This is a genomic window from Photobacterium sp. DNB23_23_1 (assembly GCF_052873815.1).
Window position 1 is genome coordinate 176,256 of the sequence record NZ_JBNNXT010000003.1, and the last position, 13,926, is coordinate 190,181.

Below are 13,926 nucleotides of genomic sequence, written 5' to 3' on the forward strand. Positions count from 1 at the left end.
AAAATGGCTGAAAAACGAAATATTTTCCTGGTCGGCCCAATGGGTGCCGGCAAAAGTACTATCGGTAGACACCTTGCACAGCAGCTGCATATGGAGTTCTTTGATTCAGATACTGTAATTGAAGAGCGTACCGGTGCTGATATTAGCTGGGTATTCGATGTTGAAGGCGAAGATGGTTTCCGTATTCGTGAAGAAAACGTGATTGACGATCTGACCCAAGAGCAGGGTATTGTTCTGGCTACGGGTGGTGGCTCAGTAATGAGCAAAGAAAGCCGTAACCGTCTTTCTGCTCGTGGCATTGTCGTATACCTTGAAACGACGATTGAGAAACAGCTGGCACGTACTCAGCGCGATAAAAAGCGCCCTCTACTGCAAACAGATACGCCTCGTGAAGTGTTGGAATCACTTGCAGGCGAGCGTAATCCATTGTACGAAGAAGTCGCTGACTATGTGGTTCGCACTGATGATCAGAGCGCCAAGGTAGTGGCAAACCAAATCATTAAAATGCTAGAAGAGCGATAACCGAAAAGAGAGCTGACCATGGAACGGATCAACGTCAATCTTGGTGACAGAAGTTACCCAATATCAATCGGCGCCGAGTTATTTGATAACCCGGCGCTATTCTCACCTGTCATCCCGGCAGGCCGACGTGTTGTTGTGGTCAGTAATGAAACGGTAGCCCCGCTGTATGCAAAGCAGATCATCGGGACTATCCGCTCGCTGCCAAGCGAGGTCGCCTTACTGTCATTGCCTGACGGCGAGCAATACAAGACCCTTGATACCTTCAACCAAATCATGTCCTTCCTGCTTGAAGGCAACTATGGCCGCGATGTGGTTCTGGTTGCTCTGGGCGGTGGTGTGATTGGCGATGTTGTTGGTTTTGCAGCGGCTTGTTTCCAGCGCGGGGTGGACTTTATCCAAGTCCCGACCACGTTGCTGGCACAGGTCGACTCGTCGGTGGGCGGCAAGACTGCGGTGAACCATCCATTGGGTAAAAATATGGTTGGGGCGTTTTACCAGCCAAAAGCGGTGGTGATTGACAACCATTGCCTGAAAACACTGCCAGAGCGTGAGTTTGCTGCCGGTATGGCCGAGGTGATCAAGTACGGCATTATCGCCGATGGTGATTTCTTTGCCTGGCTCGAGCAGAACATCGACAAGCTTCAGGCTCTGGACAATGACGTGCTGAACTATGCGATTGGTCGTTGTTGTCAGATCAAGGCCGATGTGGTGGCTGCTGACGAAAAAGAGTCAGGGGTTCGTGCTTTGCTCAACCTTGGTCACACGTTTGGTCATGCTATCGAAGCTGAAATGGGCTACGGTAACTGGTTGCACGGCGAAGCCGTTGCAGCCGGTACGGTCCAAGCTGCTCGTGCTGCTCAATTGCAGGGGCTTATCAGTCCGGCAGATGTTGATCGCATTATTCGCTTGCTGGAAAAGGCCAACCTGCCAGTACGCGGTCCGGAAGGCATGGGCTTTGATGCCTATATCAAGCACATGATGCGTGACAAGAAGGTGTTGTCAGGTCAACTACGTTTGATCCTGCCAACCGGTATTGGTAGTGCTGACGTTGTGGCTGGTGTACCGGAAGATGTACTGCGCCAAGCGGTACAAGCCTGATCCTGTAGGTTGCCAATGAGTCGCGGCCTACACCTTACCCCGCTGGATTTGGACTCTCAAATCCAGCTCCTTTCTCGACTGCAGTTTCTCACTCGTTTCAGCTCTAACCTTATCCAGATAACGGGCACTGAAGGAGCCGGTAAAACCTGGTTGTCCCAACGCTACCTCGAACTCTGGGCCGGAGACTCTCGTCAGTCCTTGTTGCTTTGTCATCCAAATCAGCAAGATGGTCAACACCGCTCTATTATCCTTCAACAGCTTGCTCCCCGCGCCGTATTTAACGAACAAGATCCGCTAGGCCAGAGTCTTGAACGTCTATTTGAGCAACAGCCAGTCAATGCCCTAATTGTGGTTGATGACGCACATTTGCTGAGCCCTGAATTGCTCGCAGAGTTGTGGGGGGTAGTACAGCAGGCTCGCTTGTATCCTGATTGGCAGGTTAATGTGCTGCTGTTTAGCCATAGCGGCAGGTTGGACAAATACTTAGGCCAGTTAGTTCAGGGGCAGGGGAATGCACCATTAGAGGTGGAAATTAGCCCGTTGTCGGAACAAGAAGCCCAGTTGATGGTCGAAATGATGTTTGATGGCGAACACCTTGATGCACAAGGAAGGCGCAGGATCCGCGAGCATGCTTTAAGTTGTGCCCCGGCGCCCGGGGAGCTGCTCAAGCTTGAACTAGCAGAGGATAAGGATATGGCTGAACAAAAATCCCGTGTGCTTTCGCCGGTGGCGTTACTGAGCGGATTAGTGGTGGTGGCGGTTGCCGTGATTGCGTGGTGGTTTGTGCCAGTTGGTGAAGATAAACCACTGGCAATCAGTGGGATCCCGCAAGCCCAGCTGGACAAGTTACCCGAAGAGCCGGTGGGTATTACCACAACGAAACACGACGAGACCGGTGACAAGGGGCAAGAGCCAACATTGGTCTTTGACGACGACAGTGAAACCCTGCCGCCGGAAGTGTCGGTCGAGGGCCTGACTGTGGGTCGGCGAGATACTAACCCTCGGGTGGTGGTACCTTCCGATGTTGTCGATGCGATGCTTAATGAACAGAAGCTGGGTGGTACCGGCGAGAGGGCTGTGGAAGAAGGCAAACAGAGTTTGCAACCGATATTGCCTGAAGGACAGCCAGTACAGCTGCCTGAAACGGAGCTACCAGACTCTGCGGCTCAGATGGAGTCGCAGGGAGAGGCTATCTCAGATGATAGTGTGGAGGGTGACGCTGCTGAGGAGGATGCTTCGACGATTGCAACCCAAGCCGCTACCGCTGAACCGACTGTTGAGGAGCTCGGCAGTAAGCTGCGTGGGGTCGCCCCTGCGCATTATGCCCTCCAGCTGGCTGCAATGCGTTCATTGCCGACGGCCGAACAATTTATCGTCGATTATGATATCGCAGCGCTGGCCGAGGTGTATGAAACCCGCCGCAACGGCGTGGCATGGTTCATTATCGTGACCGGTGACTACCCGGATGTGCAAGCGGCCCGTATTGCCGAAACCCGCCTGCCACCCCAGCTTCAGTCGGTCGAGCCATGGGTGAAGTCCTACCGTCAGATCCATACCGAAATGGATCGGGCCAAATAACCCGTTTCTTTGCCAGATATTTCTCTCAAGCGGTACAGACACAGATTGAAATGGTGTACAATCCGCCACCTTTCGTTACAAAGTCGGTATTGGTGGTTAGCTGAATGAAAAAGCATCGTGCATTCCTGAAATGGGCTGGAGGAAAGTATTCCCTGGTCGAGGAGATCGAGCGCCGCTTGCCGCCAGCACGTAAGTTGGTTGAGCCTTTTGCTGGTGCCGGCTCGGTATTTCTTAATACTGACTTTGAGCAGTATCTGCTTGCCGATATCAACCCTGACTTGATTAATCTCTACAATATCCTCAAGAATGATCCCGAACAGTATGTTCGCGACAGTAAGGCACTGTTTACCCCTGAGTACAATCAGAAGGGGGCATACCTTGAAATTCGCGAGGCGTTCAATAAAACCAAAGATCCGTATCTGCGCTCTTTGTATTTCCTGTACATGAACCGCCATGGCTTCAACGGCTTGTGTCGCTATAACAAGAAAGGTGGCTTTAACGTCCCGTTTGGTTCGTACAAGAAGCCGTACTACCCGGAAGATGAGCTGTATTTCTTTTCTGAAAAAGCCAAGCGAGCAACGTTTGTTTGTGAAGGCTATCAGCAGACCTTTTCGCGTGCTCGTAAGGGCTGTGTTGTGTATTGCGATCCACCTTATGCACCGCTATCGACCACGGCAAACTTTACCTCTTATGCGGGGAATGGTTTCAGCCTTGATGATCAGGCTGCTTTGGCCGATGCTGCTGAAAAAGCGGCAACAGAGCGTGATATTCCGGTGTTGATATCCAATCATGACACCACCTTGACCCGTCGCTTATACCATGGTGCCGATCTATCGGTGGTCAAGGTAAAACGTACGATCAGCCGTAACGGCAGTGGCCGTAACAAGGTGGATGAGCTTCTGGCTCTGTTCAAATCTTCCCAAGACTAGGCTTTCCTCGCTCTTACCTACCTATGGCTACCCGTTTGCGATTAAGTGGCTTAACGCGATCAGGAGTCCGACAAATACCGCAATAGCAGCGATACCGGCCAGAATGAACGGCAGCGGGCGCTGCTGGCTGAAATCTACTTCCCTGTTCTTTTCCGATTGTACCCCGAATAATGCCCCGGCAATGCTTTTTACCAAGTTGGGGCGCGGCGGCTTGTTAGTTGTCATGGCTTATCTCCTTATTTCCAAGCGATACAAGCCGGTTCAATCCCTTTCGATATGGGGTGGCTTGGGAATAAGTGTAGCTGCCCAGTAGCACGCCCGTCTTGAAATCCGGTAGGACATCATCTTGATGATCGGGTAGAATTGCGCCGACTTCCGATAACGTTTTCGTTTGTACCGTATAGAGGCTGAACATGAAGGACTTTTTGATCGCTCCATCTATCCTGTCTGCAGATTTTGCTCGTCTTGGCGAGGATGTAGAGAAAGTATTGGCTGCTGGTGCCGATGTTGTGCATTTTGACGTGATGGATAACCATTACGTACCGAACCTGACTTTTGGCGCCCCAATATGTAAGGCCCTACGTGACTACGGTATTACTGCGCCAATCGACGTACACCTGATGGTAAAACCGGTGGATCGCATTATCCCTGATTTTGCTAATGCTGGCGCAACCATGATCACTATCCATGCCGAAGCGACTGAGCACCTGGACCGCTCGGTGCAGTTGATCAAAGAGCACGGCTGTCAGGCGGGTGTGGTTTTCAACCCGGCGACACCACTGCACTACCTTGATTACATCATGGATAAGGTCGACATGATCCTGCTGATGTCGGTTAACCCTGGCTTTGGTGGCCAGTCGTTTATCCCGGCGACGCTGGACAAACTGCGCGAAGTACGTAAGCGCATTGATGAGTCAGGCCGTCAGATCCGTCTTGAAATTGACGGTGGTGTGAAGGTGGATAACATCCGTGAAATCGCTGAAGCCGGTGCAGATATGTTTGTTGCAGGCTCGGCTATCTTCAGCCAGCCAGACTACAAAGCGGTGATTGATGAAATGCGTGCAGAGCTGGCCAAGGTTGAGCGCTAATGAGTCAGCTCAGCGGTATTGATTTTATAGCTTTTGATCTTGATGGCACGTTGCTCGACAGTGTGCCTGATTTGGCTGATGCAGCTGATAAAACCATGCGCGCCCTTGGGCGTGCAGGGGTGAGCGTTGAGCAGGTGACAACCTGGATTGGTAACGGGGCGGACATTTTAATCGGCCGGGCATTGAGCCAGAGTGTCGATGTTGACCCTGATCTCGATCCTGCACTGCACCGCGAGGCTCGCCAACTGTTCGATCGCTTCTACGAAGATGGCGGTCACGAGAAGAGCACACTGTATCCGGGCGTTAAAGCGACGCTGGCAGCGTTTCATGATGCTGGGTTGCCGATGGCCATCGTGACCAACAAGCCGGCTCAGTTCGTGCCTCACTTGCTTGAAGAGCATGGTATCGCGGATTACTTTGTAGATGTGATTGGCGGCGATACCTTCCCGCTAAAGAAACCGGATCCGTATGCTTTGAATTGGTTGCTCGATAAACACCAGCTAAAAGCAGAGCGGATGCTGATGGTTGGTGACTCCCGCAACGATATCTTGGCGGCAAAAGCGGCGTCATGTTATGTTGTTGGGCTCACTTATGGCTATAACTATGGCCAGCCGATCAGCGAAAGTAACCCAGATATTGTACTGGATCACTTTAGTCACTTGGCAGAAGTGGTTAAACTAGGTAGCTAGTACGTTCGGTGTTGTACCGGGCTCTGATTGATATTATGCCAGCGGCTGATGGCCGCGGCTTTTTTTGTGACATAGGAAAATCTCATCATGACCAAACCCATTGTATTGAGTGGCGTACAGCCTTCAGGTGAATTAAGTATCGGTAATTATCTGGGTGCGCTGCGTCAGTGGGAACAGATGCAGGATGATTATGATTGTCAGTACTGTGTCGTAGACCTGCATGCCATCACGGTACGCCAAGATCCAAAAGCGCTGCATGAAGCAACGCTCGATGCACTGGCTATTTGTCTAGCTGTCGGGGTCGATCCGAAGAAAAGTACCTTGTTTGTCCAGTCTCATGTGCCTGAGCATGCTCAACTGGGTTGGCTACTGAACTGTTACACCCAGATGGGTGAGCTTAGCCGCATGACCCAGTTCAAGGATAAATCACAGCGCCACGCGAACGATGTTAACGTTGGCCTGTTTGGCTACCCGGTCCTGATGGCGGCCGATATCTTGCTATACGGCGCTCACCAGGTACCAGTAGGCTCAGACCAGAAGCAACACCTTGAGCTGGCACGTGATATCGCGACCCGTTTCAACAACATCTACGGCGATGGCGAGGCGATCTTCCAAGTACCTGAGCCGTACATCCCAACGGTAAATGCCCGTGTCATGAGCCTTCAGGATGCAACCAAGAAGATGTCGAAGTCGGATGACAACCGTAAGAATGTGATCACCCTGCTGGAAGAGCCGAAATCGATCATCAAGAAGATCAACAAGGCCCAGACAGATACTGAGACGCCACCGCGTATCGCACACGATATCGAGAACAAAGGCGGCATCTCTAACCTGATGGGTCTGTACTCGGCTGCAACCGGTAAGACGTTTGCTGAAATTGAAGCGCAATATCAGGGCGTTGAGATGTATGGCCCGTTCAAGAAAGACGTGGGCGAAGCGATTGTTGCGATGCTGGAGCCTATCCAAGCTGAATACCACCGTGTCCGTGCTGACCGTGCTTACCTTGATCAAGTAATGAAGGCGGGTGCTGAGAAGGCGTCTGCACGTGCGGCAGAGACCTTGAAGCAAGCGTTTTCTGCTGTAGGCTTTGTTGCGCGTCCGTAGTGATGCAACTAGACCAATAATGTAAAGACAGGAAACCGGCCATTGGCCGGTTTTTTTTCGTCTAGGCTTGCCTTTCTGCTGTCCTGCTGCAAAATAGGCCGCTGTAATTTTCAGGGAGCAGCAGTACCCATGCTATTGATGATCGATAACTACGACTCGTTTACCTATAACCTGTATCAGTATTTTTGTGAGCTGGGGGCGGAGGTGAAGGTCGTACGTAATGACGAAATCGATATTGCTGGTATCGAGGCGTTGGCTCCTTCCCACCTGGTGATTTCGCCTGGTCCCTGTACGCCTGATGACGCGGGGATCTCACTTGAGGCGATCCGTCATTTTGCCGGTAAGCTGCCGATCCTTGGCGTTTGCCTTGGCCATCAGTCCATTGCTCAGGTGTATGGTGGCGACGTCGTTCGTGCCCGCCAAGTGATGCACGGAAAGACCTCCCCGGTTGCCCACACCGACTGCAGCGTATTTTCCGGGTTGAACAACCCGCTAACGGTTACCCGATACCATTCGCTGGTGGTGAAGGCTGATACGCTGCCTGATTGCTTTGAAGTCACCGCGTGGACGGAAAAAGACGGCGAGCGCGATGAAATCATGGGCATCGCCCACAAAACCTTGCCTATCGAAGGGGTCCAGTTTCACCCCGAAAGTATCTTGACCGAGCAGGGCCACCAACTGCTGGCGAATTTTCTGCGTCGTTGAGCGTATAGGCATATGGGCAGCAGTAAATGCTGCCTAGCTAAGTGGCAGCATCATTTTTCGCCGATCCAATTACTTCCCCCCACGCTGAAAACGACCCACCTCAGGCTTTTTGCTGTCTTGATGACGCGATCTTTGTCACCTTTATTAACATTCGTTTATCTTTTTTGAATTTTTTGGCACGGAAAGATTATGCACAACCCAGGGTTGTTTCATTTTTATTTCCTTGCAGGAAAAACACCTTTTAGTGAATTGGGCTTAATAAGTTTTCCCCAACCCCGCATAAATATGTATTTTGTAGGTGATTAACCGTTAACCGAGAGGGAATAAAAAAATATTCTGCTATTGGAATTGGTTAATAAAATGTAAATACTATGCTTAGGGCAAAAACATTAGAAGGAAACGATAATGACAAAGGAGTATAAAGTCGATCGTCAGGTATTTGATGACGTGATGGTGCCGTGTTACGCGCCGATGCAGATGATCCCGGTGAAGGGAGAGGGTGCAAGGGTGTGGGATCAGGAAGGGCGAGAGTATGTCGACTTTGCTGGCGGTATTGCGGTGAGCTGTTTGGGCCACTGCCACCCGGTAATGGTGGATGCCATCAAGGCACAGGCTGAGAAGATCTGGCATCTCAGTAATGTCATGACCAACGAGCCTGCATTGCGGTTGGCGACGCTGCTGACCGAGCACAGCTTTGCCGACAAAGTGTTTTTTGCCAACTCCGGTGCCGAGGCCAATGAAGCAGCGCTGAAACTGGCCCGCCGTTATGCGGCAGATAAGTTTGGCCCGGATAAGTCCGAAATTATCTCTTTCAAACAGGGCTTCCATGGCCGTACCTTCTTCACTGTTACCGTGGGTGGCCAAGAGGCCTATTCCGATGGCTTCGGGCCGAAACCGGGCGCGGTGACCCACCTTGCCTATAACGATTTGACCGGTTTGGCCGAGCACATGTCTGAGCGTACCTGTGCGGTAATGATGGAACCGCTGCAGGGCGAGGGCGGGATTGTGTCGCCGACACCGGAATTTATCCAAGGTGTTCGTGAACTGTGCGACAAACACAACGCTTTGTTGATTTTCGATGAAGTACAAACCGGTAACGGTCGTACTGGGGATTTCTATGCCTATCAAGGGCTGGGAGTCATACCGGACATTCTCAGTACAGCCAAATCCCTTGGTGGCGGTTTCCCTATCGGCGCCATGCTGACCACCACTGAGTTGGCTGTACACCTCAAAGTCGGGACTCATGGCTCGACCTATGGCGGTAACCCATTGGCTTGTGCCGTAGCCGAAGCGGTGGTCAGTGAAGTGACCAAGCCGGAAGTGCTGGCGGGCGTCAAGCAGCGCGAGCAATGGTTCCGCGAAGCACTTGAAGCGATCAATGCCAAGTATCCGGTCTTTGCCGAAGTCCGCGGTAAGGGCCTGCTATTGGGGGCTGCGCTCAATGATGAGTGGCAGGGGCGAGCAAGAGATATCTTGGTCGCTGCCGGTGAAGAAGGGCTGATGGTGCTGATTGCTGGTGCCAACGTGGTGCGCTTTACCCCGTCTTTGGTGATCGGTAAGGCTGACATTGACGAGGGGATGGCTCGACTGGAGCGCGCTATTGCCAAAATCTATTCATAGCTAGTTTTAACCGGTTGCGGCTGGCAGGAGCTTGGCCGCAGCTTACGGCCTCGTGCTGGTATTCTCATTAGTTGGCAGCATTGCTGCAGCTTGCATCAGGAGGGAGTTCGATGCTGGTTATACGTCCTATTACTGCCGCGGATCTACCGGCATTGCTACAGTGTGCGGAAGAGTCGGGCCATGGTTTTACCTCGCTGCCGGTTAACGAGGAGATCCTCGCTAACCGAATCCAACATTCCGAAGAGAGCTTTGCCAAAATGGTTACCGAGCCAGGCTCGGAAGGTTATCTGATGGTAGCGGAAGATACCGAGACCGGGGAAATTGCAGGGACGACGGCGATCGAAGCCGCTATTGGGTTGGATAACCCTTTCTATACCTACCACCTGAGTACCGTGGTGCATTCATCACGCCGCCTCAATGTTCACAATGTGGTGAAAGTGCTGACTTTTGGCAATGACTACACGGGGGTGAGCGAGCTGTGTACCCTGTTTTTACGCCCCGAGTGGCGCGAAGGTCTCAATGGTCGTCTGCTATCCAAATGCCGCTTTCTGATGATGGCTGAACACCCAGAGCGATTTGATAACACGGTGATTGCCGAGATGCGCGGGGTATCCGACGAAGAGGGGAACTCCCCATTCTGGGAGTGGCTCAAAGAGCATTTTTTCTCGATCGATTTCACCTTGGCCGATTACCTGACCGGTATCGGTAAAAAGGGTTTTATTGCTGATTTGATGCCCAAGCTGCCGATCTACGTTAACTTGCTGAGTCAGGAAGCCCAAGCGGTGATTGGGCAGGTACACGAGAAAACCCGCCCGGCACTTCGCTTGTTGGAGAAGGAAGGTTTCACCTGCCGCGGTTATGTCGATATTTTCGATGCTGGCCCGACGGTAGAGTGTGATGTGAAAAATATCGAGTCAGTACGCCACTCACAGGTGTGCCGGGTTGAGATCGGTCAACCAGCGGCCCAGACCGATTGTATCGTCAGCAATTCCTCATTTACCCATTTCCGTGCCGTTGTCGATAAGGTCGACGTACTGGATGGTACGGCGTTGATGAGTGCAGCAGCGGCTAAGGCACTGGACGTTAAACAAGGGGATCAGGTTCGCCTGATCGTCCAATAAAGGAGAAGAACATGACCCAATGGATTGCAGGTCGCTGGCAAGACGGCGAAGGGCAGACGATGCAGTCGCTTAATCCGTTCACCAGTGAAGTGGTATGGCAGGGCAAATCGGCGACAGCAGAGCAGGTTGAGACGGCTGTCACTGCCGCCAGGGCAGCATTGGCAAGCTGGCGTAACACGACTCTGACTGAGCGCCAGGCCATTGTCGAGCGCTTTGCCGAGTTGGTCAAAGCCCACAGTGAAGCGATTGCGGTGGTTATTGCGGAGGAAACGGGTAAGCCCTTGTGGGAAACCCGCACCGAAGCCGGTGCAATGGTGGGCAAGATTGCCATATCGCTGCGTGCCTACCATGAGCGTACTGGCGAGAAACAAAAAGACGTTGCTGGCACTCAGGCAGTGCTGCGTCACCGTCCTTTGGGCGTCATGGCTGTGTTTGGGCCATATAACTTCCCGGGACACTTACCCAATGGTCATATTGTCCCGGCTTTGCTGGCTGGGAATACCGTGGTGTTCAAACCGTCAGATCTTACTCCAAAGGTGGCTGAAGAGTGCATGAAATTATGGCAGCAGGCAGGGTTGCCTGATGGCGTGATTAACTTGGTACAGGGCGCACGGGCAACCGGTGAAGCGCTAGCTGGGGCCAAGGGTATTGATGGGCTGCTGTTTACCGGCAGTGCCAACACCGGCCACTTGTTGCACCGTCAGTTTGCCGGCCAGCCAGGCAAGATGCTGGCACTGGAAATGGGCGGTAATAACCCGATGGTGATCTCTCGCCACTATGGCGAGCTGGATGCAACTGTCTACACTATAATTCAGTCTGCTTTTATCAGCGCTGGACAGCGTTGCACCTGTGCCCGCAGGCTCTATCTGCCACATGGTGCGGAAGGCGACCGCATCCTGGCACGCTTGCTGGAGCTAACCCGTCAGATCCGTGTCGGTGGTCAGTTCGATGAGCCTGCACCGTTTATGGGGGCGCAAGTCTCGGTCCAGGCGGCTGACAACATTATTCAGGCCCAATCACAATTGGTTGAGCTGGGCGGTGAGCTGTTGCTGCCCGCGACCCGTGGCCAGGGAGCGATTGTCACTCCGGGGATCGTCGAGGTCAGCCAGGTGGCCGAGTTACCGGATGAAGAATACTTTGGTCCGCTTTTGCAGGTTGCCCGTTACAGCGAATTGGGTGAGGCGGTGGAAAAGGCCAATGATACCCGCTATGGCTTATCTGCAGGGTTGGTTTCGACCGATGACAGTGAGTGGCAGTATTTCATCGAACATATCCGTGCCGGGATTGTTAACCGCAATCGTCAGTTAACCGGGGCGAGTGGTGATGCGCCATTTGGTGGACCAGGGGCATCAGGTAACCTGCGGCCAAGCGCGTATTACGCGGCAGACTACTGTGCATACCCAATGGCATCGATGGAAGGTGAGCGGCCTGAGCTACCCGCTCAGCTTTCACCGGGTATTACGCTTTAATGCCGCCAATCATTCACCAGTAAAGAGGATAGCGAGCACATGGAAAGGGTAGAGCAACTATTTGCCGGGTTATGGCAGGATTATATCCAGCGCCTATGCCCATCAGCCGCTCAGGTTCATGATCTGCTGACCGAAGAAGAGCCGCTGCTCAATGATCATATTGCGCTGCGAACATTTAACCTGCCTAAGGTCGGGCTTGATCGACTGGCGGCGCCGTTCATTGCCATTGGCTACAAGCCGTGTGGCCGCTATCATTTCGAAACCAAGAAGTTATATGCCGAGCATTTCGAGCATCCCAACCCATTGGCACCCAAAGTGTTTATCAGTGAGTTGATGGTGGGGCAGTTTAGCTCGCTGTTGCAGCAGACGGTCAGGGAACTGGTCGATCAGGTGCCAGAGCAAGCCATGCGAGATCCGGCCTTTCTCTATAGCGGGCGGTTATGGGGTTTGGACTACGCGACTTATGAGTTGCTGGCGGCAGAAAGCGAATATGCTGGATGGCTAGCTGCCCATGGTTTTGGGGCCAACCACTTTACCGTTAGCCTGAACCAGCTTGAGCAGTTTACCGAGGTGGCTGAGGTCAATCACTTGCTGCGCCACAACGGGTTTGAGATCAACAGCGCTGGCGGTGATGTTAAAGGTAGCCCTGAGGTGATGCTTGAACAGTCATCGACTATGGCCGACAGGGTCGAGGTTGGGTTTTTGGATGGCGTTTATAGCATACCGGGCGGGTTCTATGAGTTTGCCAAGCGCTACCCGAAAGAGGACGGTGAGTTATATACCGGTTTTGTCGAGGCGTCGGCAGATAAGATCTTCGAGAGCACGGACGCCAACTAAATCAGGGTAACCTGCCTGAAACCGGTTATCTAATTCTGCATATTCCAAGCGCCTGTGGCTCATGTGGTCACAGGTGTTTCATGTGTCTGGATTTAGTGCTTGAGGCTATCGAGTGGATACCCCTGCTGGGACTCCGGTGTCTGGCGTTTCACCTTCTCATGTTGTTCAAGGTAGTGGCGGCTGTCACTGAAGCCTGTCATCTCAACGGTATCGGGCAGCGGCGAAATGACTCCGCGCTCGGTGTGGTGGGAGCGATGTGGTGAGAAGCGTTCGATGTCCATACCGGTATTCCATTACAGGTGATGAGGATTAATATGCACAATGTAGCATTAAGTCGCGTAGATACAAGCACAAAAAGAGTGATGGGGTAGACAGTAATGTCCTGTAAGTATGAAAGTGGGTGCGATGGGCAATAAAAAAAGCCGCATAGTGCGGCTTTTTGAGTTTTTGCTAGTAAACCGGGTTGTTTAGCGTGTGCCGTAAACAACGATAGTTTTACCATGGGCAGAAATCAGGTTCTGCTCTTCTAGCATCTTCAATATACGACCAACAGTCTCACGGGAACAGCCAACGATCTGGCCGATTTCCTGACGGGTGATCTTGATTTGCATGCCGTCTGGGTGAGTCATTGCATCTGGCTGTTTAGCCAGGTTCAATAGTGTCTGAGCGATACGGCCTGTTACATCCAGGAATGCCAAGTCACCGACTTTCTGGCTAGTCACCTGAAGGCGGCTGGCCATCTGCGCAGAAAGGCGCATTAGGATGTCTGGGTTAACTTGAATTAGCTGGCGGAATTTCTTGAAAGAAATTTCTGCAACTTCGCAAGGGGTCTTAGCTCGAACCCATGCAGTACGCTCTTGGCCTTCTTCGAATAGGCCTAACTCACCGATGAAGTCACCTTGGTTTAGGTAAGACAGGATCATTTCCTTACCTTCTTCATCCTTGATCAGGACCGCAACAGAACCTTTTACGATGTAATAGAGCGTTTCCGCTTTTTCTCCCGCATGAATCAAAGTACTCTTTGAAGGGTATTTATGAATGTGGCAATGGGAAAGAAACCACTCTAGAGTTGGATCTGTTTGAGGTTTACCTGGAACCATATTACTAACTTCCTCTGCGTTTGTTGCCCAACAACGACGTCCATTAAAAATGTGGCTGGGCCTAAC

The 13,926-nt window shown here is 52.2% G+C and carries 15 protein-coding genes; 12 read left to right on the forward strand and 3 right to left on the reverse strand.

The annotated features are described in order from the left end of the window. Positions 1-3: 3 nt before the first annotated feature. The 4 genes from aroK (at position 4) to ACVA53_RS03750 (ending at position 4,127) form a co-directional block, all read left to right on the forward strand. Entirely contained in the window at positions 4-522 is a 519-nt protein-coding gene (aroK, locus tag ACVA53_RS03735) for a shikimate kinase AroK (protein ID WP_107349823.1), read from the forward strand. Between the two features lie 18 nt (positions 523-540). Next, entirely contained in the window at positions 541-1,620 is a 1,080-nt protein-coding gene (aroB, locus tag ACVA53_RS03740) for a 3-dehydroquinate synthase (RefSeq protein ID WP_255040385.1), read from the forward strand. A gap of 15 nt (positions 1,621-1,635) precedes the next feature. Further along, on the forward strand, positions 1,636-3,198 hold the full coding sequence (locus ACVA53_RS03745; RefSeq protein WP_446504514.1) for an AAA family ATPase: 1,563 nt from the start codon (positions 1,636-1,638) through the stop codon (positions 3,196-3,198). Positions 3,199-3,302: 104 nt separating this feature from the next. Then, positions 3,303-4,127: a Dam family site-specific DNA-(adenine-N6)-methyltransferase gene (locus ACVA53_RS03750; protein WP_446504515.1), complete on the forward strand. Its 825-nt coding sequence runs from the start codon at positions 3,303-3,305 to the stop codon at positions 4,125-4,127. Positions 4,128-4,154: 27 nt separating this feature from the next. Here the strand turns inward: ACVA53_RS03750 and ACVA53_RS03755 are convergent, their stop codons facing one another. Next, positions 4,155-4,352 (reverse strand): DUF2970 domain-containing protein, encoded by a 198-nt coding sequence (locus ACVA53_RS03755; protein WP_255040388.1) that lies wholly within the window; start codon positions 4,350-4,352, stop codon positions 4,155-4,157. 188 nt (positions 4,353-4,540) lie between these two features. Here ACVA53_RS03755 and rpe point away from each other — a divergent pair, with 188 nt between their 5' ends. The 8 genes from rpe to ACVA53_RS03795 all read left to right on the forward strand — a co-directional run bounded on the left by rpe (position 4,541) and on the right by ACVA53_RS03795 (position 12,760). Continuing rightward, positions 4,541-5,215, forward strand: a complete 675-nt coding sequence (gene rpe, locus ACVA53_RS03760) for a ribulose-phosphate 3-epimerase (protein ID WP_255040389.1) — start codon at positions 4,541-4,543, stop codon at positions 5,213-5,215. Beyond that, on the forward strand, positions 5,215-5,904 hold the full coding sequence (locus tag ACVA53_RS03765; RefSeq protein WP_446504516.1) for a phosphoglycolate phosphatase: 690 nt from the start codon (positions 5,215-5,217) through the stop codon (positions 5,902-5,904). The genes rpe and ACVA53_RS03765 overlap by 1 nt, the downstream gene beginning before the upstream one ends. 87 nt (positions 5,905-5,991) lie before the next feature. After that, entirely contained in the window at positions 5,992-7,008 is a 1,017-nt protein-coding gene (gene trpS, locus ACVA53_RS03770) for a tryptophan--tRNA ligase (RefSeq protein ID WP_255040391.1), read from the forward strand. Between the two features lie 129 nt (positions 7,009-7,137). Further along, positions 7,138-7,713: an aminodeoxychorismate/anthranilate synthase component II gene (locus tag ACVA53_RS03775; protein ID WP_255040392.1), complete on the forward strand. Its 576-nt coding sequence runs from the start codon at positions 7,138-7,140 to the stop codon at positions 7,711-7,713. 405 nt (positions 7,714-8,118) lie between these two features. Continuing rightward, positions 8,119-9,333 carry an aspartate aminotransferase family protein gene (locus tag ACVA53_RS03780; protein ID WP_446504517.1) on the forward strand — a complete coding sequence of 405 codons (1,215 nt, stop codon included), beginning with the start codon at positions 8,119-8,121 and terminating at the stop codon, positions 9,331-9,333. Between the two features lie 110 nt (positions 9,334-9,443). Further along, a complete protein-coding gene (astA, locus tag ACVA53_RS03785; RefSeq protein WP_255040395.1) occupies positions 9,444-10,454 on the forward strand; it encodes an arginine N-succinyltransferase in 1,011 nt (336 codons plus the stop codon). Between the two features lie 11 nt (positions 10,455-10,465). Further along, a complete protein-coding gene (gene astD / locus ACVA53_RS03790) occupies positions 10,466-11,923 on the forward strand; it encodes a succinylglutamate-semialdehyde dehydrogenase (RefSeq protein ID WP_446504518.1) in 1,458 nt (485 codons plus the stop codon). A gap of 39 nt (positions 11,924-11,962) precedes the next feature. Further along, positions 11,963-12,760: a 2-oxoadipate dioxygenase/decarboxylase family protein gene (locus tag ACVA53_RS03795; RefSeq protein ID WP_446504519.1), complete on the forward strand. Its 798-nt coding sequence runs from the start codon at positions 11,963-11,965 to the stop codon at positions 12,758-12,760. Positions 12,761-12,852: 92 nt separating this feature from the next. Here ACVA53_RS03795 and ACVA53_RS03800 read toward each other — a convergent pair whose 3' ends face one another. Both ACVA53_RS03800 and crp read right to left on the reverse strand, forming a co-directional pair. Next, positions 12,853-13,041, reverse strand: coding sequence for a hypothetical protein (locus tag ACVA53_RS03800; RefSeq protein ID WP_255040399.1), 189 nt, complete (start codon positions 13,039-13,041; stop codon positions 12,853-12,855). 186 nt (positions 13,042-13,227) lie between these two features. Continuing rightward, positions 13,228-13,860, reverse strand: coding sequence for a cAMP-activated global transcriptional regulator CRP (gene crp / locus ACVA53_RS03805; protein ID WP_036801200.1), 633 nt, complete (start codon positions 13,858-13,860; stop codon positions 13,228-13,230). Positions 13,861-13,926 lie beyond the last annotated feature (66 nt).

Bases quoted from the DNA above. Each gene is read 5' to 3' on its own strand.
- aroK (WP_107349823.1), top strand. From the start codon at position 4: ATGGCTGAAAAACGAAATATTTTCCTGGTCGGCCCAATGGGTGCCGGC.
- astA (WP_255040395.1), top strand. From the start codon at position 9,444: ATGCTGGTTATACGTCCTATTACTGCCGCGGATCTACCGGCATTGCTA.
- aroB (WP_255040385.1), top strand. From the start codon at position 541: ATGGAACGGATCAACGTCAATCTTGGTGACAGAAGTTACCCAATATCA.
- ACVA53_RS03765 (WP_446504516.1), top strand. From the start codon at position 5,215: ATGAGTCAGCTCAGCGGTATTGATTTTATAGCTTTTGATCTTGATGGC.
- ACVA53_RS03755 (WP_255040388.1), bottom strand. From the start codon at position 4,352: ATGACAACTAACAAGCCGCCGCGCCCCAACTTGGTAAAAAGCATTGCC.
- crp (WP_036801200.1), bottom strand. From the start codon at position 13,860: ATGGTTCCAGGTAAACCTCAAACAGATCCAACTCTAGAGTGGTTTCTT.
- astD (WP_446504518.1), top strand. From the start codon at position 10,466: ATGACCCAATGGATTGCAGGTCGCTGGCAAGACGGCGAAGGGCAGACG.
- ACVA53_RS03800 (WP_255040399.1), bottom strand. From the start codon at position 13,041: ATGGACATCGAACGCTTCTCACCACATCGCTCCCACCACACCGAGCGC.
- ACVA53_RS03780 (WP_446504517.1), top strand. From the start codon at position 8,119: ATGACAAAGGAGTATAAAGTCGATCGTCAGGTATTTGATGACGTGATG.
- ACVA53_RS03750 (WP_446504515.1), top strand. From the start codon at position 3,303: ATGAAAAAGCATCGTGCATTCCTGAAATGGGCTGGAGGAAAGTATTCC.
- rpe (WP_255040389.1), top strand. From the start codon at position 4,541: ATGAAGGACTTTTTGATCGCTCCATCTATCCTGTCTGCAGATTTTGCT.
- trpS (WP_255040391.1), top strand. From the start codon at position 5,992: ATGACCAAACCCATTGTATTGAGTGGCGTACAGCCTTCAGGTGAATTA.
- ACVA53_RS03745 (WP_446504514.1), top strand. From the start codon at position 1,636: ATGAGTCGCGGCCTACACCTTACCCCGCTGGATTTGGACTCTCAAATC.
- ACVA53_RS03795 (WP_446504519.1), top strand. From the start codon at position 11,963: ATGGAAAGGGTAGAGCAACTATTTGCCGGGTTATGGCAGGATTATATC.
- ACVA53_RS03775 (WP_255040392.1), top strand. From the start codon at position 7,138: ATGCTATTGATGATCGATAACTACGACTCGTTTACCTATAACCTGTAT.